The 22592-nt window shown below is 59.7% G+C and carries 20 protein-coding genes and 1 pseudogene; 15 read left to right on the forward strand and 6 right to left on the reverse strand.

From position 1 onward, the window contains the following. Positions 1 to 110: 110 nt before the first annotated feature. Entirely contained in the window at positions 111 to 1289 is a 1179-nt protein-coding gene (locus Q0M35_RS03375; protein ID WP_295312189.1) for an acetyl-CoA C-acyltransferase family protein, read from the forward strand. A gap of 82 nt (positions 1290 to 1371) precedes the next feature. Here Q0M35_RS03375 and ubiB read toward each other — a convergent pair whose 3' ends face one another. Together ubiB and ubiE are read right to left on the reverse strand one after the other, a co-directional pair. Further along, the gene (gene ubiB / locus Q0M35_RS03380; RefSeq protein ID WP_295312190.1) at positions 1372 to 2919 is read right to left on the reverse strand and encodes a 2-polyprenylphenol 6-hydroxylase; all 1548 of its coding nucleotides are present in this window, start codon (positions 2917 to 2919) and stop codon (positions 1372 to 1374) included. A 3-nt stretch (positions 2920 to 2922) separates the two neighbouring features. Next, positions 2923 to 3675, reverse strand: a complete 753-nt coding sequence (ubiE, locus tag Q0M35_RS03385) for a bifunctional demethylmenaquinone methyltransferase/2-methoxy-6-polyprenyl-1,4-benzoquinol methylase UbiE (protein WP_295312192.1) — start codon at positions 3673 to 3675, stop codon at positions 2923 to 2925. Positions 3676 to 3765: 90 nt separating this feature from the next. Between ubiE and Q0M35_RS03390 the strand changes: the two genes are divergently transcribed. The 9 genes from Q0M35_RS03390 (at position 3766) to recF (ending at position 11635) form a co-directional block, all read left to right on the forward strand. Further along, positions 3766 to 4194, forward strand: a complete 429-nt coding sequence (locus tag Q0M35_RS03390) for a hypothetical protein (RefSeq protein ID WP_295312195.1) — start codon at positions 3766 to 3768, stop codon at positions 4192 to 4194. Continuing rightward, the gene (gene mutM, locus Q0M35_RS03395; RefSeq protein ID WP_295312197.1) at positions 4187 to 5065 is read left to right on the forward strand and encodes a bifunctional DNA-formamidopyrimidine glycosylase/DNA-(apurinic or apyrimidinic site) lyase; all 879 of its coding nucleotides are present in this window, start codon (positions 4187 to 4189) and stop codon (positions 5063 to 5065) included. Before Q0M35_RS03390 ends, mutM begins: the two co-directional genes overlap by 8 nt. Positions 5066 to 5127: 62 nt before the next feature. Next, positions 5128 to 5904: an enoyl-CoA hydratase gene (locus tag Q0M35_RS03400; protein WP_295312199.1), complete on the forward strand. Its 777-nt coding sequence runs from the start codon at positions 5128 to 5130 to the stop codon at positions 5902 to 5904. Between the two features lie 234 nt (positions 5905 to 6138). Beyond that, positions 6139 to 6396, forward strand: coding sequence for a YjhX family toxin (locus tag Q0M35_RS03405; RefSeq protein WP_295312225.1), 258 nt, complete (start codon positions 6139 to 6141; stop codon positions 6394 to 6396). A 12-nt stretch (positions 6397 to 6408) separates the two neighbouring features. Next, positions 6409 to 6876, forward strand: a complete 468-nt coding sequence (locus Q0M35_RS03410) for a GNAT family N-acetyltransferase (RefSeq protein WP_295312201.1) — start codon at positions 6409 to 6411, stop codon at positions 6874 to 6876. A gap of 202 nt (positions 6877 to 7078) precedes the next feature. After that, positions 7079 to 7342 (forward strand): 30S ribosomal protein S20, encoded by a 264-nt coding sequence (gene rpsT / locus Q0M35_RS03415; RefSeq protein ID WP_169642259.1) that lies wholly within the window; start codon positions 7079 to 7081, stop codon positions 7340 to 7342. Positions 7343 to 7862: 520 nt separating this feature from the next. Continuing rightward, positions 7863 to 9221 (forward strand): chromosomal replication initiator protein DnaA, encoded by a 1359-nt coding sequence (dnaA, locus tag Q0M35_RS03420; RefSeq protein WP_295312204.1) that lies wholly within the window; start codon positions 7863 to 7865, stop codon positions 9219 to 9221. Positions 9222 to 9362: 141 nt separating this feature from the next. Beyond that, positions 9363 to 10481, forward strand: coding sequence for a DNA polymerase III subunit beta (gene dnaN / locus Q0M35_RS03425; protein WP_295312206.1), 1119 nt, complete (start codon positions 9363 to 9365; stop codon positions 10479 to 10481). Between the two features lie 47 nt (positions 10482 to 10528). Beyond that, on the forward strand, positions 10529 to 11635 hold the full coding sequence (gene recF, locus Q0M35_RS03430) for a DNA replication/repair protein RecF (protein WP_295312208.1): 1107 nt from the start codon (positions 10529 to 10531) through the stop codon (positions 11633 to 11635). Here the strand turns inward: recF and Q0M35_RS03435 are convergent. Then, positions 11619 to 12074, reverse strand: a complete 456-nt coding sequence (locus tag Q0M35_RS03435; protein WP_295312210.1) for a pyridoxamine 5'-phosphate oxidase family protein — start codon at positions 12072 to 12074, stop codon at positions 11619 to 11621. The two genes, recF and Q0M35_RS03435, sit on opposite strands and share 17 nt — an antisense overlap. A gap of 153 nt (positions 12075 to 12227) precedes the next feature. Here Q0M35_RS03435 and gyrB point away from each other — a divergent pair, with 153 nt between their 5' ends. Together gyrB and Q0M35_RS03445 are read left to right on the forward strand one after the other, a co-directional pair. Continuing rightward, positions 12228 to 14642 carry a DNA topoisomerase (ATP-hydrolyzing) subunit B gene (gene gyrB, locus Q0M35_RS03440; protein WP_295312211.1) on the forward strand — a complete coding sequence of 805 codons (2415 nt, stop codon included), beginning with the start codon at positions 12228 to 12230 and terminating at the stop codon, positions 14640 to 14642. A 419-nt stretch (positions 14643 to 15061) separates the two neighbouring features. Continuing rightward, a complete protein-coding gene (locus tag Q0M35_RS03445) occupies positions 15062 to 15832 on the forward strand; it encodes an MOSC domain-containing protein (protein WP_295312212.1) in 771 nt (256 codons plus the stop codon). A gap of 94 nt (positions 15833 to 15926) precedes the next feature. On the opposite strand, the gene Q0M35_RS03450 is transcribed toward Q0M35_RS03445, so the two are convergent. Beyond that, positions 15927 to 17735: an adenylate/guanylate cyclase domain-containing protein gene (locus Q0M35_RS03450; protein ID WP_295312214.1), complete on the reverse strand. Its 1809-nt coding sequence runs from the start codon at positions 17733 to 17735 to the stop codon at positions 15927 to 15929. A gap of 7 nt (positions 17736 to 17742) precedes the next feature. After that, entirely contained in the window at positions 17743 to 18267 is a 525-nt protein-coding gene (locus Q0M35_RS03455) for a FecR domain-containing protein (protein WP_295312216.1), read from the reverse strand. A gap of 383 nt (positions 18268 to 18650) precedes the next feature. On the opposite strand from Q0M35_RS03455, the gene Q0M35_RS03460 reads away from it, so the two are divergent. Beyond that, positions 18651 to 20054, forward strand: coding sequence for an aldehyde dehydrogenase family protein (locus tag Q0M35_RS03460; RefSeq protein ID WP_295312218.1), 1404 nt, complete (start codon positions 18651 to 18653; stop codon positions 20052 to 20054). Further along, a complete protein-coding gene (locus Q0M35_RS03465; protein ID WP_295312220.1) occupies positions 20051 to 21538 on the forward strand; it encodes an AMP-binding protein in 1488 nt (495 codons plus the stop codon). Before Q0M35_RS03460 ends, Q0M35_RS03465 begins: the two co-directional genes overlap by 4 nt. A 16-nt stretch (positions 21539 to 21554) precedes the next feature. Here Q0M35_RS03465 and Q0M35_RS03470 read toward each other — a convergent pair whose 3' ends face one another. Continuing rightward, a complete protein-coding gene (locus tag Q0M35_RS03470; protein WP_295312222.1) occupies positions 21555 to 22133 on the reverse strand; it encodes a L,D-transpeptidase in 579 nt (192 codons plus the stop codon). A 245-nt stretch (positions 22134 to 22378) separates the two neighbouring features. Here Q0M35_RS03470 and Q0M35_RS03475 point away from each other — a divergent pair. Continuing rightward, positions 22379 to 22592: pseudogene (locus Q0M35_RS03475) on the forward strand (hypothetical protein); the annotation flags it as partial.

Below are 22592 nucleotides of genomic sequence, written 5' to 3' on the forward strand. Positions count from 1 at the left end.
ATATCCCGGAGGCTGTCAACGCTGTGACATCCGTTGCTGACGATACGTCGTGGCTGACTTCCCCGTCCCGTCCGGGCATACTCAGGTGGGAAAAAGAACGGGAGACTGACATGGCACGCGAAATCGTACTTCTGGACGGCGCACGCACTGCGATCGGCACTTTCGGCGGCGCGCTCGCCGATACGCCGCCCATTGAGCTTGGTACGGTGGCGGCAAAGGCAGCGCTCGAACGATCAGGCGTTGAGGGCGCGCAGATCGGTCACGTCGTTTTTGGCCACGTGATCAATACCGAGCCGCGTGACATGTATCTCAGCCGGGTGGCCGCGATGCAGGCCGGTGTGCCTGAGACCGTGCCCGCGATGAACGTGAACCGGCTTTGCGGCTCGGGGGCGCAGGCAATTGTCTCGGTTATTCAGTCTCTGATGCTGGGGGATGCGGACTTCGGGCTCGCGGGGGGTGCGGAGAATATGTCGCGCTCGCCTTTCATCATGCCACAGCAACGCTGGGGTGCGAAAATGGGCGACGTTACAAGCCTTGATATGATGCTGGGCGCGCTGAATTGTCCCTTCGGAACCGGGCACATGGGTGTGACGGCTGAAAACGTCGCCGCGGAGCACGGGATCAGTCGTGAAGATCAGGATGCATTTGCCCTGCAAAGTCAGGAGCGCGCGGCCAGGGCCATCTCGGAAGGCCACTTCGCCAGCCAGATCGCGCCGGTAGAAGTGCGTGTAAAGCGCGACACGGTGGCGTTTGACACGGATGAACATCCCAAAGGTACAACCGCCGAAGCGCTGGCCGGGCTGCGCACAGTCTTTCAGAAAGACGGGACGGTGACAGCCGGCAATGCCAGCGGAATCAATGACGGTGCCGCAGCGGTCGTGATGGCGAGCGCGGAGGCGGCAGAGGCCGCCGGCCTGAAGCCGAAAGCGCGGATTCTCGGTTATACCCATGCCGGGGTGCGTCCGGAGGTGATGGGAATCGGGCCGGTTCCCGCCGTGGAAAAACTGTTTGAGAAAACCGGACTGAGCGCGGGTGATTTTGATGTTATTGAAAGCAATGAGGCTTTTGCTGCCCAGGCGCTTGCCGTTTCCGGCGCGCTCGGGTTTGACCCGGCAAAGGTGAACCCCAACGGCGGGGCGATTGCTCTCGGCCATCCTGTCGGCGCAACAGGTGCAATTATTACCGTCAAAACGCTCTATGAGCTCGAACGGACGGGTGGCAAGCGCGGGCTGATCACGATGTGCATCGGCGGCGGTCAGGGCATAGCACTCGCGATCGAGCTGCTATAGGCGGCGCGGAACGCTGATCATAACGAAACGGGAGGGCGCGCACCTGCGCCTGCCTTCCCGTGGTATTTCATACACAAAGCGGTCAGAAGAGCGCCAGATCCACGAGAATCAGCGTAAGAGACCCTGAAATACCAATGGTGACGCCGAGAATGACCGCGCCGAGCACCCAGCGGAAAAGGCCGCGTTCTTTTTGCGGCGGCTCCGGATTGCCCTGCCGGATCAGCGCGTTTTCCACAAGCACCGGCAGACGCGGACCGAAACGGGCCATGACGCGGGCGGTTTTCGCAAAATCACCGAGAGCGGCGCGAGGGCCGATTGTCTGCGCGATGTAGTCGGACACGATCGGGCTTGCGACCTGCCAGATGTTGATCTGCGGGTTCAGAGAACGCGCAACACCTTCGACAACGACCATGGTCCGTTGCAGCAGTATAAGCTCGGTGCGGGTTTCCATGCCGAAACGCTCCGTCACCTCAAACAGATAGCTCAGAAGACGACCCATCGAGATTTTCGACGCATCCATCCCGAAAATCGGCTCACCCACAGCGCGCAGCGCGCGGGCGAATTCATCCACGTCTTTGTCCGCCGGGACATAGCCCGCCTCAAAATGCACCTCTGCCACGCGTTTATAGTCGCGCCGGATGAAGCCATAGAGGATCTCGGCATAGACCCTGCGGGTGTATTCATCGATGTGCCCCATTATGCCAAAATCATAGGCCACGATATTGCCGTTTGGCGCGACCTTGAGATTGCCCTGGTGCATGTCGGCGTGAAAATAGCCGTCGCGCAGCGCGTGGTTCAGAAAAAGCTGCAGCACCCGGTCACCCAGCAGAATGCGGTCGTGACCGGCAGCATCAATCGCTGCGTTGTCACCCATCGGAACGCCGTCAGCCCAGCCCAGCGTCATCACGCGGCGGGCGGAATATTCCCATTTGACACGGGGCAGCTGGAAGCCATTGTCTTTCTCAGTATTGGCCGCAAATTCAGCAGCTGAGGAAGATTCAAGCCGCAGATCCAGCTCTCCCTGCACCACGCCGTCGAAGTGTTCGATCACATCGATGGGCCGCAGCCGCCGCGAGCCCGGCGAGCAGAAATCGATCACAGATGCGGCAAGATAAAAGGCATCGATATCTTTGCGGAAGGCTTTTTCGATACCGGGGCGCAAGACTTTGACGGCGACTTCTTCGCCTGAGGCCGAAAGCCGCGCGCGGTGCACCTGAGCGATCGACGCGGCCGCCACAGGTTCGCTGAACTCAGAGAACATGCGGTCAACGGGCATACCAAGTTCGCGTTCGACTTCGGCCTTGGCCGTGCTCACAGGGAACGGTGGGAGTTTGTCCTGCAGCACGCGCAGTTGCAGCGCCATCTCGTCGCCCACCACATCCGGGCGTGTCGAGAGGATCTGGCCGAATTTGATGTAGGCCGGACCAAGCGCTGTAAGCGCGCGGGTGACCGGCGGCATGGTTGTGTCACCGGCGTAGCCCAGAAACGTGAACGGCATGGCCAGAGTGCGCGCCACCAACCGGACAGAAGCCGGCGTATCGAAGGCGTCGAGCACGGCATTCATTGCGCCCGTCCTCTGGAACGTGGCGCCGGTGCGGATCAACCGCCAGATATTGTGCGGGCCCCGCATGGATCAGAGTTTCCAACCCGAGTGCAAACAGGCGACGCCCATCGACAGATTGCGGTATTTCGTCTGCTCAAAGCCTGCACTGCGCACCATCTGCAGGAAGGTTTCCTGATCGGGGAACCGGCGGATTGATTCGACCAGATACTGATAGCTGTCCCGATCTCCGGCGATCATCTGGCCCATGCGCGGGATCACGTTGAAACTGTAGAGATCATACGCCTTCTGCATCGCCGGGTTTGGCAGCTGGCTGAACTCGAGCACCATCAGGCGGCCTCCGGGTTTCAGCACGCGAAACGCTTCGTTCAGCGCTTCCTGAGGGCGGGTTACGTTCCGGATCCCGAAAGATATCGTATAAACGTCAAAGCTGTTATCGGCAAAAGGCAGCGCCATCGCATCGCCGGTGACCCAGTCGAGCTGATCGTGCATCTGCAGCGCTTCGGCACGCTGGCGGCCTTCGACCAGCATGGCCTCCGTGAGGTCCAGCACCGTGGCATGACCCTCGCCCGCGCGTTTAAGGAACCGGAATGCGATATCGCCGGTGCCGCCCGCCACATCCAGCAGCTTCTGCCCGGCGCGCGGGGCGAGCCAGTCCATCATCGCGTCTTTCCAGACCCGGTGAATACCAGCGGACATCACATCATTCATCACATCGTATTTGCCGGCGACCGAGCTGAATACGACGCGCACGCGTCCGGCCTTTTCGCCCTCGGGCACATCTTCAAAGCCGAAATGGGTGGTTTTGTCGTCTCGGTCAGTCATCGGGTCTTGTGATCCTTTATGTTCGGTCTTTGTTATAGGCCTCAGGGGGGCATGTACAATGCGGCCCTTTGGTCACAGGGAAAAGTGCGGATGCAGCCGGATGCGGGCACCGAATGGAAAGAGACCCGGCTTGCAGGCTGGGGCAGAACGCTGCGGGTGCTGGTCTGCGGGCTTTTCGTGGTCGTGGCGCTGGTGCTGATTGTGCATCCGCAGACACCGGTTTCAGGATCGTGGGTTGCACGCGGGATACTGATGGTGATCATCGCCGTTTTCTTCCACAAGATCGCGGCGGCCTTTTTCGACCGTATTCTGTGGAATGATACGGGCCTTCGGTTTGCGCCCGTTCTGGGCCCCGTGCGTCGCTTTGACTGGGCGGATCTGACCGGGGTAAAGACTGAAATGAAAGGCCGCGCGACAGTGCTGAATTTTGGCAGGTGGCGCAGGCTGAGGCTCTTCTGGAGCTATGACAGCTACCGCGAGATCGCCGATCTTGCTGAACGAAAGATGGAAGATGCCTGAACTGCCCGAAGTAGAGACTGTGCGCCGCGGCCTGAGCCCGGTGATGGAGGGCGCGGTGATCGCGCGGGCGGATGTGAACCGCCCCGATCTGCGCTGGCCGTTTCCGGCCCGCATGGCAGATCGGCTGACCGGCGCGCGGGTACAGCAACTGCGGCGGCGCTCGAAGTACATTCTCGCCGATCTCGACACCGGCGAGACGCTGCTCATCCATCTGGGCATGTCTGGGCGGATGCTGATCTCAGGTGATCCCGCAGACACGGAGATGGCCGGGAAGATGCCCGGTCGGTTTGTGCATGCGCATCCCGCACCTGAGAAACACGATCATGTGGTGTTTCACATGGACAACGGCGCGCGCGTCACCTTCAACGATCCGCGCCGCTTTGGCGCGATGGATCTGATGGACACGGCGACGGCAGAAAGCCACAAGCTGCTCGCCGTGCTGGGCCCCGAACCGCTGGGCAATGATTTTCACGAAGCACACCTCGCGAGCGCCTTTCATAAACGGATGATGCCGGTGAAATCTGCGCTGCTCGATCAGAAGATCGTCAGCGGACTGGGCAACATTTACGTCTGTGAGGCGCTTTTCCGGGCAGGAATCAGCCCGTCACGCAAGGCAGGGCGGATTTCTGCGCAGCGCGTGGCCGCTCTTGTCCCGATCATCCGGCAGGTGTTGTCGGAAGCCATCGACGCAGGTGGTTCGAGCCTGCGTGATTTCCGCCAAGCTGATGGAGAACTTGGATATTTTCAGCATACTTTCGACGTTTACGGACGCGAAGGCGCACCATGCAGAACAACAGGTTGTCGTGGCGTCATCCGTCGAATCGTGCAGTCCGGACGCTCATCTTTCTATTGCGCACAATGCCAAAGATAGCTTGAAGTGGCTCTTACCCGTGGTATGCACTGCGGTTCCAGCAACAACCGAGAGCTCTCCGGATGGCCTTTGAGACGATAATCTTTGATGTCGACAACCATGTGGCAACTATTACCCTCAACCGGCCCGACGCGCTGAATGCGCTGAACGACGAGTTGATGCGCGAACTTGCAGAAGCCCTGAAGGACGCCCAGGAAAACGAAAAGGTGCGCTGCATCATCATTACCGGCTCTGAGAAAGCTTTTGCTGCCGGCGCCGACGTGGCGATGATGAAAGACAAAACCTTCGTCGAAGCCTTTTCAGGTGATCTTTTCACCCCCGAGACCGATCAGATCATGCGCGTGCGCAAGCCGATCATTGCCGCCGTTTCAGGCTATGCGCTTGGTGGCGGATGCGAGCTTGCGATGATGTGCGATTTTATCATCTGCTCGGAAAGTGCCAAGTTCGGCCAGCCCGAGGTCAACCTCGGTGTGGTTGCGGGCATCGGTGGCACCCAGCGCCTGACGCGACTGGTGGGCAAATCCAAGGCCATGGATATGAACCTGACGGGCCGCTTTATGGATGCCGAGGAAGCCGAGCGCTCGGGCCTGGTATCCCGCGTGGTGCCTGGCAAAAAGCTGATGGAAGAGGCGCAGAACGCCGCTCAGAAGATTGCTGAGAAATCCTCCGTCTCCGTGATGGTCATCAAAGAAGCCGTAAACCGGTCCTATGAAGTGCCGCTGAGTGAGGGGCTGCTCTTTGAAAGACGCATGTTTCATGCCCTCTTTGCGACCGAGGATCAGTCGGAAGGAATGTCGGCATTTCTGGAAAAACGCGAAGCACAGTTCCGCGACCGGTAAAAGCGCAACAGCCGGCCCCGTTCTGCGGGCCGCGCCCTCTCCCCGTCTTGCCACGGCAGTTTCTGCTGCATAGTAAGGTCTACGGCCTGCACCTGATCGCAGGACGATGGAGATTTGATGTCAGAGAATGCGGCACGCCGCTGAGGTCCGTCTGATCGGACCTGTCTAATCCGAAGCCCTTCCGCGCGTTACGCCGGGAGCCTGCTTCCGATGGCATTTCTCAGGATCAATCCGTTGAATATTTCAAAATATGAACAACGCGTGCTGCATGTGCTGGCACGGGGCGGCGCTATTCACTTCGAGCGCGCGCCAAATGGTAAAATCCGGGCCGTGACCTGCGTCACCCGGGACGGACATCTGCTCGAAGACTGCACCACGGCGGTTTTCGAGCGGCTGAAAAAGCGGCGGTTCATCAGGTCGGTGAACGGCACCCCTTACCGCGCGACGCGGTCTGGCATCGCGTCCGTCAGGGCGCAGGCAGACAACAGATAAGGACAGTATGACATGACAGACTTTGATATCCGGCCCGTTGTGGCCGATGACATCCCTCACCTGAAAACGGTGCTGGATGAGACCGGGCTTTTTCCGCCGGACATGCTGGCGGATCTGATGACGCCGGCGCTTTCCGGAGAGACGGGGGAGTTCTGGCTCGCAGGCTGCATCGCCGGTGTCCCGGTCGGGCTGTGCTACACAAAGCGCGAAGAGCTCGCAGAAGGCGCGTGGAACATGCTCGCACTTGGCGTGCGTCCTGCCTGCCGGCGCGACGGCCTTGGCCTTGCCCTTGTTAAGGGCGCCGAGGCGCATCTGCGCACCACCGGTGAGCGTCTGCTGATCGTGGAAACCTCCGGCACGGAGGATTTCGCGGCAGCGCGGGCGTTTTATGCCAGTGCAGGCTATGAACGCGAGGCATGCATCCGCGATTTCTGGGCCACCGGCGACGATAAGATCGTATTCCGCAAGCTGCTGGGCTGAAGCCGGGTCGCATCCGGCGGGCAGTCAACCCGCCGGATGACGATTTGCGGTTTGCAAAACCGGGCAATGTGTCTATAGACCGGCGCAATACATGCGCGTGCAGCCCGCTCTGGCTAGAATCACCTGATGGTCGCTCTGCGACCGGGTCGGGCTTTGTACGCATCAACATACGTAACGAACCCGACGAAAAGGTTAAGCACACATGGCAAATTCGCCCCAGGCAAAGAAACGCGCCCGTCAGAACGAAGCGCGTTTTCAGGTCAACAAAGCGCGTCGTTCGCGCATCCGCACATTTCTGCGCCGCGTAGAAGAAGCTATCGCTTCCGGCGACAAGGAAGCGGCAACAGCCGCCCTGCGCGCAGCTCAGCCCGAACTCATGCGTGGCGTGACCAAAGGTGTCTTTCACAAAAATACAGCATCGCGCAAAGTCTCGCGCCTTGCGTCCCGCGTGAAAGCGCTCGGCTGACAAGTAGTCAACGCGTTAATTCAGATTAACAAAAAATTAACGAAAGACGCCCGTTTTGGGGCGTCTTTTTTTATATTTATAAGGCGTTTTTGAGACTCCCGGAGATTCTTTTCAGAAAATTCAGAGTCAAGATTGAAGATCAGTTGCCGTGCTGCTCACGAAGTTGGTACCAAGATACAGCGATTCACTTCGCATTGGGGGGCAGGCCCCGGGACTGACGGTGTTGCGACCGTTTTTTTAAAACCCCGGGGGCTGGGTATCATGGCGACGCGATACCCTTGTCTGCAAGCGCTGTTACCAGTTGTTTGCCCTGTCAAAAGTACTGGGGACGGATGTTCGGATCCCTGACGCGCACTGTGGCGCGTTCGGTCTGTGCGTCCAAATCCGTGAAATGTCCGGTGGACCACCGCTCGTTTCTTTGGGACGGGAACAGCGGGGGTGTGTCTGACGCAAAATCGGCCGGGAGAATCCAGAAATGGACCGCCGGCGGCATGGGAACGCGAAAGGGAATACAGGTCAGATGACAAACGAAATGTGGGGACAGTTGAGGCAGCGGCTGCAAAAGACCGTAGGGCAGAATAATTTTAAGGCGTGGATCGAACCGATAGAATTCCGCTCCGCTGACGACGGGATCGCCGTCTTTCACGTGCCGACCAATTTTCTGGGCAATTACGTTAATCAGAATTACGCCGATATCATTCTGCACGAAGTGCGGGCCAGATCTCCCGAGGTGCGCCGTCTGAAGTTTGTGGTGCCCGCCCGCGTCGCCGGCTCCGAAGCCGCCAATACCGATACCGTGATCCACCGTGCCGTGCGCCAGGTGCAGAACGGCTCCGCCCTGACCACAGCCCCTCTGGACACCCGCTTCACCTTCGACTCCTTTGTTGTCGGTAAGCCGAATGAGCTTGCTCATGCAGCGGCAAAGCGTGTGGCAGAGGGTGGCCCTGTCACGTTTAATCCGCTCTTTCTCTATGGCGGCGTCGGCCTTGGCAAAACGCACCTGATGCATGCGATCGCGCATGAGCTGCGCTTGCGGCGTCCGGAACTGAATGTGCTTTATCTCTCCGCCGAGCAGTTCATGTATCGTTTTGTCCAGGCCCTGCGTGACCGTAAGATGATGGATTTCAAAGAGATTTTCCGTTCAGTTGATGTTCTGATGGTTGATGACGTGCAGTTCATCGCCGGAAAAGGCAGCACACAGGAAGAATTTTTCCATACCTTCAACGCGCTGGTGGATCAGAATAAACAGATTATCATTTCCGGTGACCGCGCCCCCGGCGAGATCAAGGATATGGAAGAGCGCGTGAAATCGCGTCTTCAGTGTGGTCTGGTCGTTGATCTGCATCCCACAGATTATGAACTGCGTCTTGGTATTCTGCAGAGCAAAGTGGAGCAGCAGCGCGCCAACTATCCCGATCTGGAAGTTGAGAACGGAGTTTTGGAGTTCCTCGCGCACCGTATCTCTACGAATGTCCGGGTGCTGGAAGGCGCGCTGACGCGGCTTTTTGCCTTTGCGTCGCTGGTCGGACGCGAGATCAATATGGAACTGACGCAGGATTGCCTCTCCGACGTGCTGCGTGCGTCCGAGCGCAAGATCACCGTCGAGGAAATTCAGCGCAAGGTCAGCGATCACTACAACATCCGGCTGAGCGATATGATCGGTCCCAAGCGGCTGCGGTCGTATGCCCGGCCCCGCCAGGTTGCGATGTATCTGTGCAAAAAGATGACATCGCGGTCGCTGCCGGAGATCGGGCGCCGGTTTGGCGGTCGTGATCACACCACAGTCATGCACGGCGTCAAACGCATTGAAGAGCTCAAGGTGCAGGACGGACAGATCGCCGAGGATCTGGAGCTGTTGCGCCGCGCCCTCGAAGAGTGATTTATGAAAGGCCTGCAGCGCTTTGAGGGTGCTGCGGGTCTTGACGCCCTGCCCGGTTCCGACGACTAATCCATAAAAGTCTTGTGAAGTCGGAGGAACTGGTTAACGTGCCTTTCCCGACCGTCGATAGGAAGTGGCATAATGAAGATCAGCATCGAACGCGCAGCCCTGCTCAAAGCCGTGTCTCAGGCACAGTCGGTTGTGGAGCGGCGCAACACAATTCCGATCCTGGCAAACGTGCTGATCGAGGCAGAAGGCAGCGATGCGACCTTCCGCGCAACAGATCTTGATATCGAGGTTGTCGACAAAGCACCGGCCCAGGTGGAACGTGCCGGTGCAACCACGGTAGCAGCAACCACATTGCATGAGATTGTGCGCAAACTGCCGGACGGGGCGCTGGTCACACTGACCGCAGACAGCGCCACCGGGCGGCTGACCGTTGAAGCCGGAAGATCGAATTTCTCGCTGGCGACGCTGCCAAAAGAAGACTTTCCGGTGATGGCTTCCTCCGAATATGCCTCAAACTTTTCGGCACCAGCGCCAGTGTTGCGACGGCTTTTCGACAAATCGAAATTTGCGATCTCAACAGAAGAGACCCGGTATTATCTGAACGGTGTGTACATGCATGTTTCCGATGCCGAAGGCGGCCGGGTGCTGCGCTGTGTGGCCACAGACGGGCATCGGCTGGCGCGGATTGACGCAGACCTGCCGGAGGGTGCCGCCGATATGCCGGGCGTTATCGTGCCCCGGAAAACGGTTGGCGAGCTGCGCAAACTGCTCGACGACGATGAGATGAAGATCGCGGTGTCGGTCTCCGAGACCAAAGTGCGCTTTGCCACGCCTGACATCACGCTGACCTCCAAAGTTATCGACGGCACCTTCCCCGATTACACGCGCGTCATTCCGCAGGGCAACACCCGCAAGATGGAAGTGGATGCCGCCGATTTTGCCCGTGCGGTGGACCGTGTGGCCACTGTGAGTTCAGAGCGGTCGCGCGCGGTGAAACTGCAACTAGACGAAGACCGGCTGGTGCTTTCGGTAAATGCGCCGGACTCCGGTGCCGCCGAAGAGGAACTGGCCGTGGCCTACGGCGACGAGCGTCTGGAAATCGGCTTTAACGCGAAGTATCTGCTGGAGATTGCCAGCCAGGTCGATCGTGAAAATGCCGTCTTTCTCTTTAACTCATCAGGTGATCCGACGCTGATGCGCGAAGGCAACGATCAGTCGGCGGTCTATGTCGTCATGCCGATGCGCGTCTGACTGTTGCCGCCGGCACACCGGTCCGACGCCGGTAGAAACGGGCCGTCATGCAGCTGTGCCTGAACTCGCTTTTGATTTCACATTTCCGCTCGCACAAAGTCGCGCGGATGGAGCCTGATGCGCGACCTGTGGCGCTCTTCGGGCCAAACGGGGCTGGCAAAACCAACATTCTCGAAGCGGTGTCGCTCTTTTCGCCCGGGCGAGGGCTGCGCCGGGCCAGCGCTCAGGATATGGCGCGCCGCCCCGAGGCGCTGGGATGGAAGATCACCGGCGGGCTGCGGTCATTGCATCAGCTGCATGAGATCGAAATATGGTCCGAAGAAGGTGCCGCCCGACAGGTCAGGATCGACAGCAAGGCTGCCGCACAAACCGCGCTGGGGCGTGTCGCGCGGGTGCTCTGGCTGATCCCCGCGATGGACCGGCTGTGGATCGAGGGCGCGGAAGGACGGCGGCGGTTTCTGGACCGGATGACGCTGAGTTTCGAGCCCGCGCACGCCGAGGTATCGCTCGCCTGGGAAAAGGCCATGCGCGAACGTAACCGCCTGCTCAAAGATATGGTGCGCGATCCGGCATGGTATGCCGTACTGGAAGCGCAGCTTGCCGCAGCAGGTGTGGCCATCAACGCCAACCGGCGCGCGGCTTTGCGGCAACTGGAGGCTGCCCAGGCGGATGCAGGCACTTCTTTTCCCGCAGCAACCCTTGAGCTTGTACACAGTGAAGAAGACCTGCCCGGCAGTGAAGAGGCCATGCGCCGCGCGCTGTCCGATAACCGGGCGCGTGACATGGCCGCGGGGCGCACGCTGATCGGGCCGCACCGGGCGGATCTGATCGGCACCTATGCCTCCAAGGGCGTACCTGCGCGGGATTGTTCCACCGGCGAACAGAAGGCGCTTCTGGTCTCACTGATCCTTGCCAACGCACGGGCGCTCGCGCGGGATTTCGGCGCGCCGCCGCTGTTGTTACTTGATGAGGTCGCGGCACATCTCGATGCTGAAAGGCGGGCTGCCCTTTATGATGAGATTGTCGCACTTGGCGCCCAGGCCTGGATGACCGGCACGGAAGCGAGCCTTTTCGAGGCGATGGGCGCGCGGGCGCAGTATTTTGAGGTTACGGAGACGGACGGGGTGTCACAGGTCGTCAGCGTCGCTGAGTAACTTCGATTTCTTCCGTTTCCATGCCGTCCCAGAAGTTGATGCGGTTCGCCCTCACCCTGAACATCACCATCTGCGGATCATCAATGCCATTCTCGAACCAGAATTCCAGTTCCGGCACCCAGTGCGCACGAAAAACCTCTTTGTCGCGAACGACTTCCGCACTGCCCTGTATGACAACCATGGGCCCGGGCTTGCCCACCACGCCCAACACACCGGCACTGCCATGATAGGTCAGAGTAACAGCCGGGTCGCGCTGAATATCGCTGCAGGTGCGCGAGGTGTCCTTTGAAAAAAACCAGTGATCTCCGTTGTAATCCACCTGGGTGTTGTTGCTCATGGGCCGGGCTGCGATCTGACCGTTATCGGTTTTGGTCGCGAACTGGCAAAAATCGATATCGCGGATTGTATCGGCTATTTCAGCGAGTGTTTTTCCGGCCATTGTGCAATTCCTTTGCAATGTGTGTCGGAAGAAAACAGCGCCTGCGCCTTTTGGTTCCCGGCCCGTCCCCGCAGGCGCAGAAAGAACGGTGATTCGCGTGACATTCCCCCCGGAAAATCGTATAAAATCACAAAAATACGAAAGCGTGACCACATGTCCGATACCGAGCAGACGCCCGAAGAGTACGGTGCGAATTCAATTAAAGTTCTCAAAGGCTTAGAAGCAGTTCGCAAGCGGCCTGGGATGTATATCGGAGACACCGACGACGGCTCCGGCCTGCACCATATGGTCTATGAGGTCGTGGACAACGGCATCGACGAGGCTCTCGCGGGTCATGCGGATGCTGTTACGGTGACTATTCATGAGGATTCCTCTGTTTCTGTGAGCGATAACGGGCGCGGGATTCCGGTCGGGATCCACGAAGAAGAAGGCGTCTCCGCGGCTGAGGTGATCATGACCCAGCTGCATGCGGGCGGTAAGTTTGACAGCAATTCTTACAAGGTTTCAGGCGGTCTGCACGGGGTCGGCGTCTCGGTGGTGAACGCGCTCAGCGACTGGCTGGAACTGCGCATCTGGCGCGAGGGCAAAGAGCATGTGGCCCGATTTGAGGGCGGCTTTACCAAGGAACATCTGAAGGTCGTCGGGGAAACTGAAAAAACCGGCACCGAAGTCCGCTTTATGGCCTCTACTGAGACCTTCTCCAATCTGGAGTATTCCTTTGAGACCCTGGAAAAACGCCTGCGCGAACTGGCATTTCTGAACTCCGGCGTCCGGATCATCCTGCGCGATGAACGCCCCGCAGAGCCGCTGAGCACCGAGCTTTTTTACGAAGGTGGCGTGAAAGAGTTTGTGAAATATCTCGACCGTCACAAAAGCTCCGTGATGCCGGAGCCGATTTTCATTGCCGGTGAAAAGGACGATATCGGCGTTGAAGTCGCGATGTGGTGGAATGACAGCTATCATGAGAACGTGCTGCCCTTTACCAACAACATCCCGCAGCGGGACGGCGGCACGCATATGGCGGGTTTCCGTGGTGCACTGACGCGGACGATCAACAACTATGCGCAGTCCTCCGGCATTGCGCGCAAGGAAAAGGTCACCTTCACCGGGGACGACGCCCGCGAGGGGCTCACATGCGTGCTGTCGGTCAAGGTACCTGATCCGAAATTCAGCTCGCAGACCAAAGACAAGCTGGTCAGCTCTGAGGTGCGCCCTGCGGTCGAGGGCCTCGTGAATGAAAAGCTGGCTGAGTGGTTCGAGGAAAACCCGAATGAAGCGCGCATCGTCGTGGGCAAGATTATCGAGGCCGCGCATGCCCGTGAGGCGGCGCGCAAGGCACGTGATCTGACGCGGCGCAAGACGGCGATGGACGTGAATTTCCTTGCCGGAAAGCTGAAAGACTGCTCCGAGAAAGACCCCTCCAAGACCGAAGTGTTCCTTGTGGAGGGCGACAGCGCCGGGGGCTCCGCGCAGACCGGCCGTGACCGGCAGACCCAGGCGATCCTGCCGCTCAAGGGCAAGATCCTCAACGTTGAACGCGCCCGCTTTGACCGGATGCTCGGCAGCCAGGAGATCGGCAATCTGGTGATGGCGCTTGGCACAGGTATCGGTCGGGACGAGTTTAACATCGACAAGTTGCGCTATCATAAGATCGTCATCATGACGGATGCTGATGTAGACGGCGCGCATATCAGAACGCTGCTGCTTACGTTTTTCTACCGGCAGATGCCGGAGCTTATTGAAAAAGGACATCTCTATATCGCGCAGCCGCCGCTTTATAAGGTCTCGCGCGGCAAATCCGAGGTCTATCTCAAGGATGAAGCCGCGATGGAGGAATATCTGGTTCAGCAGGGTATCGACGGCGCTGTGCTGAAACAGGGCAACGGCGAGGAGATTATGGGGGCCGATCTGGTCCGGGTGGTTGAACTGGCGCGCCAGATGCGCCGGGTGCTCGATGCCTTTCCGACGCATTATCCGCGCCATATCCTCGAACAGGCGGCGATTGCCGGCGCCTTTGCGCCGGGCGTGGTAGACCGTGATCTGCAGGGCACAGCCGATAAGGTGGCCGCCCGTCTGAACCTGATTGCGGCAGAATATGAACGCGGCTGGCAGGGTCGGATCACCCAGGATCACGGCATCCGCCTCGCGCGTATCCTGCGCGGCGTCGAAGAAGTCCGTACTCTTGATGGCCGAATTCTGCGTGGCGGCGAGGCAAAGAAAACAGGCAGCTTCACACAGAGCCTGCAGGACGTTTACAACCTGCCAGCGACGCTGATGCGCAAAGACCGTACTCAGATGATCTATGGCCCGCTTGATCTGCTGGATGCGGTTCTGCAGGAGGGCGAAAAGGGGCTTTCGCTGCAACGCTATAAAGGTCTGGGCGAGATGAACCCGGATCAGCTCTGGGAGACAACGCTGGACCCGGATGCACGCACGCTTTTGCAGGTCAAAGTGGATGACATGGCCGAGGCTGATGATCTTTTCACCAAACTGATGGGCGATGTGGTGGAGCCACGTCGCGAGTTCATCCAGCAGAACGCGCTGAGCGTGGAGAACCTCGATTTCTGATCCGTGCAGGGGTGGCCTGACTGCTAAGCCTGTGCAGACTAAAGCATGCCCGCTTGCAACCCTTTTGACGAATCGACCTGTTCCCGATGCAGAACTCAACCCAGGTGGCGTCTGTATGTACCCGCCGGGACTTGTGTTGTTGAACGGGTGGCGTCTTTGAGGGGCTGGTACAAGGGCCAGCCGCATCGCCGCTGTGCTGCCACCTTTACCATACGGCAAAGGATGTTGAATGGTCGTCTGGTCTGATGACTTCATCTCGAACAACACCGGACCGGCCTGCGCATCCGACCGTGTCAGGCGGGCAAAGCCATGCGCCCGGCACGGTGGTAACTAACCGCGCACAGGTGCACCGCCTGAAGATACATTGACGCCGGTCCGGGTGGCGGTCAGTCTGGCGACAGAACCGCGAGGGCAGGAAGATGCAGGCAAAGGTAGAGACGCTGAATGTATTCCCGGTCAAGGGAATGTCCGCGACACGCCGGGATCAGGTTATCCTGAGCCCGGGCGAAGGTGTTCCCGGTGACAGACTGTTCGGATTCGCACGCCCCGGGTCGGGGTTTGACCCCACTGCACCAGAACCACTTCCCAAGGAAAAGTTTGTGGTTCTTGCGAAAGAAGCCGGACTGGCCGGTCTCCAAACAGAGTTTCTGGACGGTACTTTACAGATTGCCGGGGCCGCCGGCACCACCGTTTTTGACATGAACGACCCGGCCGGACGGCAGACAGCAGCGCAGTATCTTCAAACTGTTCTTGAACTCCGTGAGGATGCGCCGCCGGAATTTGTGTCAGCCGCGCCACATCGGTTTACCGATGTATCTGTTGTGTCACCGCAGATGATGAATGCGGTATCTCTGCTCAATCTCGAGACGCTGAGGGCCTTTGAAGCGGCCACGGGAGAGGATATTTCGCCTGACCGGTTCCGGGCCAATATCGTCTTTTCCGGATTGCCCGCGTGGGCGGAGATGCAGGATACCGGTACGGAAATTACACTGGGCTCCGTGGTTGTACGGACCATCCTGCGCACACAAAGATGCGCAGCAACGGAGGTGAACCCGGAGACAGCAGAGCGCGACTTGAAGGTGCCCTACCTGCTGCGCCGCACCTATGGTCATATGGATATGGGCGTTTATGCCGAAGTCATATCGGGCGGTACCTTGAGCACCGGAGATCAGGTGACAATGAAACTCTGATGTGAAATTGGCGGCGCAAGGGGCTTCCCGCGCAGATCTGAGCCGGAGCGCGCACAGCCGTCCACGTTGTGCAAAGCTTCGGGGCTGTTCCCCGTCACAGCACAGCCCCTGCAGTGTATGCCAGTACACTGACTTCGCCGATACGCCCCCGTATTGAAACGTCGCGTGCGACAGCATGGTTAAGCACGGATGGGTCTGACAGGGCATCGGCAAAATCGCGGCTGACAACGATGACCGCTGCCTCGGCCTTGGCGACTTCCATCAACCGGCTGGCGAGGTTCACGCTGTCGCCTGTCACTGTCATTTGCTGGTGGCTGTCCGCGCCCAGCCGGGACAGGGTGACCGGTCCGGCGTGAAGGCCAATGCGACAACCGGCGGTCACATCCTGAAGTCCCGCAGGATGGTAATCCGACAGCGCTTTGACGAGGGCGAAGGATGCCTCCAGCGCATGGTCCGCAGCCCGGTCCGGCGGGCTTTCTGTCAGCCCGAATACCGCAAGTGCGCCGTCGCCCATATAGTTCAGCACACTGCCCTCGCGGGTTTCGACAGCCGCAGTGGTCAATGCATGAAAGTCGCGCAATAACAACCGGGTGCCTTCGGTGCCAAGCTGCTGTGACAACCCGGTAAACCCGGTCAGGTCCACAAAGAGGATGACCAGATCGTGCTCCTGTGGCACGGACAGATACTCCGGGTCCTGCTCAATCCGGCTTGCCAGGGCGGGTGACTGAAACCGTCTTAAAGATGCCACCGCACGCGCAGAGCGGCCCGCTTCGCTGCGTTCGCGGGTGTAGCGCATTGCGCCGGCAATCAGCACGGGCGGCAATGCGGCGGCCAGCGGCAGGGCCGCGCTCATCCAGATGCCCGCCGTAAAAAGCGCCGTGACCCCCGCGAGTGAGACCATGATCAGACCGAGCGCCGCGGGAATACCGCGCGGCAGGGGAAGCATCAGCACAACCAGTACTGCCAGTACGGTAAGCACCAGAGCATGGACGGCATCCCACGTCCGGGTCTGCGCATCATGACGCAGGGTCTGTCCGCTGATCAGCTGCGAGATGATTGTCGCGATCACCTCCACACCCGGCATATCTGCGTCAAAAGGCGTGGGAAACCGGTCACCGACGGCTGATGCCGTAAAGCCAAGCACCACCAGCCGGCCTTCAAGCGCGTCGGGCTGCGGGCTTTCCAGCAGTCTGCCGGCGCTGATCGCCGGTACTGTCCCTGAAGGACCTGCAAAACGCACCGGCAGGAAAAACCCGTCTTCGAGGTGAAAGGTCCGCTCGCCAAGGCGCAGCCCGCCGTCGGCAAATTCGGCCCGGGCACCGGTGAAAATCTGCGCGGCCTGAAGCACGAGTGCGGCGTGGATCTGTCCATCGGACACCAGAATGAGCGGTGCAAAACGCGGCGTGCCGAAGGCGTCAGCTGAAAGATTGACCACGCCCACCCTCGCTGCCTCGCGGAACACCGGTTGCGGCAGCAGGACCTCGCTTTCATCGCCGCTGAAACGCGCAGCGGCTGCGACTGCGGATGGCAAAGCGCCCAGCGCCTCTGAAAGGGCCGCGTCTGTTTCTGCGTCGCCCGCGTCGGCCAGAACCACGTCGAGAGCCAGACCCCGGGCCCCGCTGGCCGCGATGTTGCGTATGATCCGGGCAAGCCTTTGCCTGTTATCACCTGATGTTACGTCTGTTGCGAGGGTTTCATCGTCCACGGCAACGATAACTACAGCAGGGTCAGTTTCCTGCACACCGGCAAGCCGGTGGCGCAGATCAAGCAGCCGGTAATCAACTGATTCAGTGACCCGGGTATCGCCCTGCATATGCGGCACCGCGAGCGCCAGCGACCAGAGTGCCGCACCGGCCAGCGCCGCACACAGTGCCAGCCAGCGGCGCAGTCTGCCTGAAATCATCGCAACATCATCGGCCAAAGCGCGCGAGGAGCGCTGCGACCCGTGCCACAGACCAGCGCGCCGTCGTCAGCGGTTCTTCTGCGCTGACATCAGCGCCCTCGCCCGGTCCAAGCGTCACGATTGTCCCGTCATCGCCGGTTTTGCGAACTTCGACTTCCCCTTCGACTACAAAGACGGAGGTTTTTTCTGGTTCAGCGTCAACCACAAAGGTCGTTCCCCGAACTGCAGCGATGGCATGGGGCGTGCGGATTTGTATTGACGGGCTGCCCGGCAGAACATCAAGCAAAATGGCGCCGCCTTCCAGTTCGATGGCTCGGGGCGGGGCGCTGCCGGGACGCGAAACGATTTTGACACCTGCCTGCTTCTCGCGCTCCACGGTCAGCGTGCCACTGCAGCTGATGACATCGGTTTGGGGCGTGGCGCCTTCTGTGCGGCTGCAGGCCTCCTGCGCTCCTGCGGCGGTCGCACCAAGGATCAGCGCGAGGCAGAGAGACGCGCAGGGCAACGCGGGAATGAGGTGTCGGAGCAGCATATCATGAGCCTTTCAGGTCGGTATGGCGCGCAACGTGAGCTGAAAATCTGGCGCCAGTCTATTGCAACACCCTGTCCCCAGCCAGCGGTTTTCGCGGACCCGGCGAGAGGCGACCGGCTTTTATCCGGACTGCGCCGGAATACCCCTAACGGGAAAGGCACACGTCACTGCAAACTGATGCCATGCTGCAGGACCTGCCGGTACCGAGCGGCCGCGAGACCGTTTCAGGATCTGGTGTTCACATAAACCGGAGACCCGAAACGCTTTGCAATACTGCTGGCCGCGCATAGTCTTTGCGGGGCAGCGGGTCGTGTGTCTGTGAAAACTGTGCCCGAAGCATGCCCCGGTTGAAACAGGCCCCGAAATGATCAGGAAACCACTTTATGACCCTGCACGATGATCGCGACAGTCCGGACACTATAGTGGCCCGCGCGAGGGCGGCGCAGGCGAAATATGAGGCAAACGGATCTCAGGACCGCTACGACAGAGCGGCGCAGGCCGCAGCCTGGGCCATAATGGAACCTGCGCGAAACCGCGAACTCGCTGAGCTTTCGGTTGCGACCACCGGTCTGGGAAACGTCGCGGATAAAATCACCAAAAATCATCGTAAAACCCTTGGTCTGATGCGGGATATCGCGGGGCAGAAGACATTTGGTATCATTCGTGATGACCCGGACAGCGGCATCACGGAAATTGCCCGGCCCATGGGGGTGATCGGCGCTGTCGTACCGTCGACCAACCCTGCGGCCACACCGGCGAATAATATCATCAACGCGCTGAAGTGCGGCAATGCGATCGTTTTGTCACCCTCTCCCAAAGGGGTCGCAGCCTGCGAAAGGTTGCTGCAATTCGTGCACGCGGAGTTTGACAAGACCGGTGAGGACCGGGACCTGGTGCAGATGGTGCCGGGGCCTGGCAGTAAAGAAAAAACCCAGCGCTTGCTGGAAATCAGCGACCTGATTGTTGTGACCGGCTCACAAAATAACGTCAGACGCGCCTATACGTCAGGAACGCCGGCGCTGGCGGTCGGAGCGGGCAATGTGCCGGTGATCGTCGATGAAACCTGTGATCCGGATGACGCCGCACAAAAGATCACCGCTTCAAAGACCTTTGACAATGCCACGTCCTGCTCCTCCGAGAATGCCATTGTGGTGGTTGACGCGATCTATGACCGGTTTGTGGACGCGCTGGCAAAAGCAGGCGGCGCCCTGGTGACGGACGAGCGGAGGATCGTGGCGGCGCTCTGGCCGGACGGACATCTCAACCGCGCTGTGATCGCTCAGGATGCGGGTCCGATGCTGGCCGCTCTCGGGATGTCAGATGAAGTGCCCGCAGACACGAAATTCCTTGCGGTAGAGACGCAAGGCATCGGGCCCGGGCACCCGCTCTCGGGTGAAAAACTGTCACGGGTGGCTGCGCTTTACCGGGCTGACGACTTTGCTGATGCCGTTGCGATCACCGGGCGTATTCTGGCCCATCAGGGGGCCGGACATTCGGTCGGGTTGCACAGCACAGATCACGACCACGCAGTGACCCTGGCGCAGACCATTCCCACCTGCCGGGTCATCGTCAACCAGCCGCATTGCTTTGCAACCGGCGGCGCGTTCAATAACGGAATGCCGTTTTCGCTGTCTATGGGCTGTGGATCTTGGGGCGGTAATTCGATCGACGACAATCTGCACTGGAAACACTTCATGCAGACCACGAAAATTGTACGCGAAACAGCCCCCCGCGAACCAACGCCGGAGGAGATTTTCGCAAGCTACTGGGAGGTTGCGGGCAAATGATGCCCACAGCCTCCGGCCCGCCGCAGGGCACGGTACGCACATGGCTTGATGCGCGCGCAGAGGATGACGCAACCGCATATGTTTTTACCGACGGCAGTGCGTCACTGACATGGTCCGCGCTGCTCAGGGAAGCGCGGTGTCTTGCCCGGAGGATCACCGCCGAAGACGTCGAACAGGGTGAGAGTGTCGCCATCCTGCATCCTAACGGTCGCGCGGGGGTGATCGCGTTTTTCGCTGCGGTTTACGGCGGGTTTCGCGCGACCATGATCAATCTGGCCGCTGGCCCTGATGCAATCGCTTATGCGTTGGATCACTGCGCCGCGCGCGTGGCGCTGGTGCATGATGATGTAAATATCCTCTTTGAACAGACGCGGCCTCGCGGCTTGCAGCGCCTCACCCCGGGAGTGGCAGACAACACCGCATCTCTGCACCCGGTCACAGCGGGCGATGACGCATTGCTGATGTACACGTCCGGAACAACGGGCCGCCCCAAAGGCGTAGTGCACAGTCATGCCAGCCTGCTGGCGGGCGGCTGGACCACGCAGATGGCACACGGGCTGTCCGCCACGGACCGCGGGTTCTGTGTGCTGCCGGTCTGTCACATCAACGGGCTTTGCGTCAGTATGATGGGGGCTCTGGTCTCGGGCGGGTCCATCGCCATGTCCGCGAAGTTTTCGGCCACGCGGTTCTGGCAGCAGATTGGCGAAACCGAAAGCACGTGGTTTTCTGTTGTTCCGACGATCGTCTCGCATCTTTTGCACGGAACGGCCGACCCGGATGCGGATACGCGGGCGCGGTTGCGGTTTGGCCGCTCGGCCTCCTCGGCGCTGGCGCCGGATGTGCATGCCGCCTTTGAGAAACGGTTCTCTCTGCCACTGATCGAGACAATGGGGCTGACCGAAACGGCAGCGCAGATCCTGTCCAATCCCTTGCCGCCGGGGGTCAGGCGCATCGGATCACCGGGCGTCGCCTGGGGCAACGAGGTCTCTATTCTCGGGCCGGATCAGCGCCCCTGCCCGCCGGGGACACAGGGAGAGATCGCGGTGCGAGGTCCCAATGTCATGCGCGGATATCTGAATGATCCTGAGGCCACGGCCGCTGCTTTTACAGGGGAATGGCTGCGCAGCGGCGATCTCGGCCGACAGGACGAGGACGGCTATGTCTTTGTCACGGGGCGTATCAAGGAACTGATCATCAAAGGGGGCGAGAATATCGCACCACGTGAGATCGACGAGGCGCTTTATACCCACAGCGACGTGATTGAGGCCGCCGCCTTTGCCCGCCCCTGCACCGTCTACGGTGAACGTGTAGAAGCCGCAGTGCGGGTCCGCGAAAGCTCAGATCTGACGGATCAGATGCTGATTGATATCTGCGTGGAACGTCTTGGGCGGTTTAAAGCCCCTGACCGGGTTTTTTTCCTGCCGGAACTGCCCAAGGGCCCCTCCGGCAAGATACAACGTCTGCGGTTGCGCGACATCACCTGACCTGTGCGGCGCTGGCTCAGGCCAGCGGATACATTACCACGCGGGTATCCATCGGCACGCGATTATAAAGATCGATCATCTGATCGTTGATCAGACGCGCGCAGCCATTCGAGACACGGCGACCAATGGTTTCCGGCTCGTTGGTGCCGTGAATACGCAGGAAAGTATCGCCACGGCCCGGCTGGAAAAGATAAAGTCCGCGCGATCCCAGCGGGTTATTGATCCCGCCCGGCATACCGTCCGCATGCTGTTCGTAAAGCTGCGGGGACCGCTCGATCATTTCCGGCGTGGGTGTCCAGCTTGGCCATTCTTTTTTCGCACCGACGTAGTACTCACCGGCCTCGTAAAGATTTGTGCGGCCAATCCCGACCGGATAGCGAATCGCTTTTCTCTTGGGCAGGGTCCAGTAGAGAGCGTACTGACCGGGGTCGACGTGAATCTCAAACGGGCCGAAGTTGTTCTTGATGCGCACTTCGCGCGGCAGCATATCCTCGGGCATGTTATAATCCGGCAGGGCCAGCGGAATAGCGGCACCCGCAGATCCGGCCAGAACAACACCACAGGCTGTTCCGGCGAGAAAATCGCGTCGTTTCATCAGGTCAGTTCCTCTCATTACTCACGTCTTTGCATCGGTATTCGTGGCAGGTAACGCGCGGCGGGAAAGCAGAATCCACACCGAAGAATAATACCATACCGCAAAAACGTGTTCATTTTAAGGAGAACTACGGCATATGGTTTCCGGTTCCCGAACAGCCGCCCGATGACAGAACGGCACGTCATGACTGGATAACTGCCGGTCACTGCCCATATTAATGCAATGTTAATAAGGGGCGGGATGTTATGACCGATGAACGGCTGAGCGAACAGGATGCACAGGGACTGCGATATGCCCGCGAACTTGAAGGTCATATTTCCTGGCTCGACAGCTTTACCGCCGCAGCTCTCGGCGTGCTGGCCGTCGCCTCCGGCATCTATACCTATCTCGGCGTTTCCTCGCTGCTGGATGACAACGGTGCACTGAGTTTTTTTGCCGCCATCAGTTATTCGATTGCCG

Origin of the sequence: Roseobacter sp. (genome assembly GCF_024639605.1) — a bacterium.
Classification (GTDB): domain Bacteria; phylum Pseudomonadota; class Alphaproteobacteria; order Rhodobacterales; family Rhodobacteraceae; genus Roseobacter.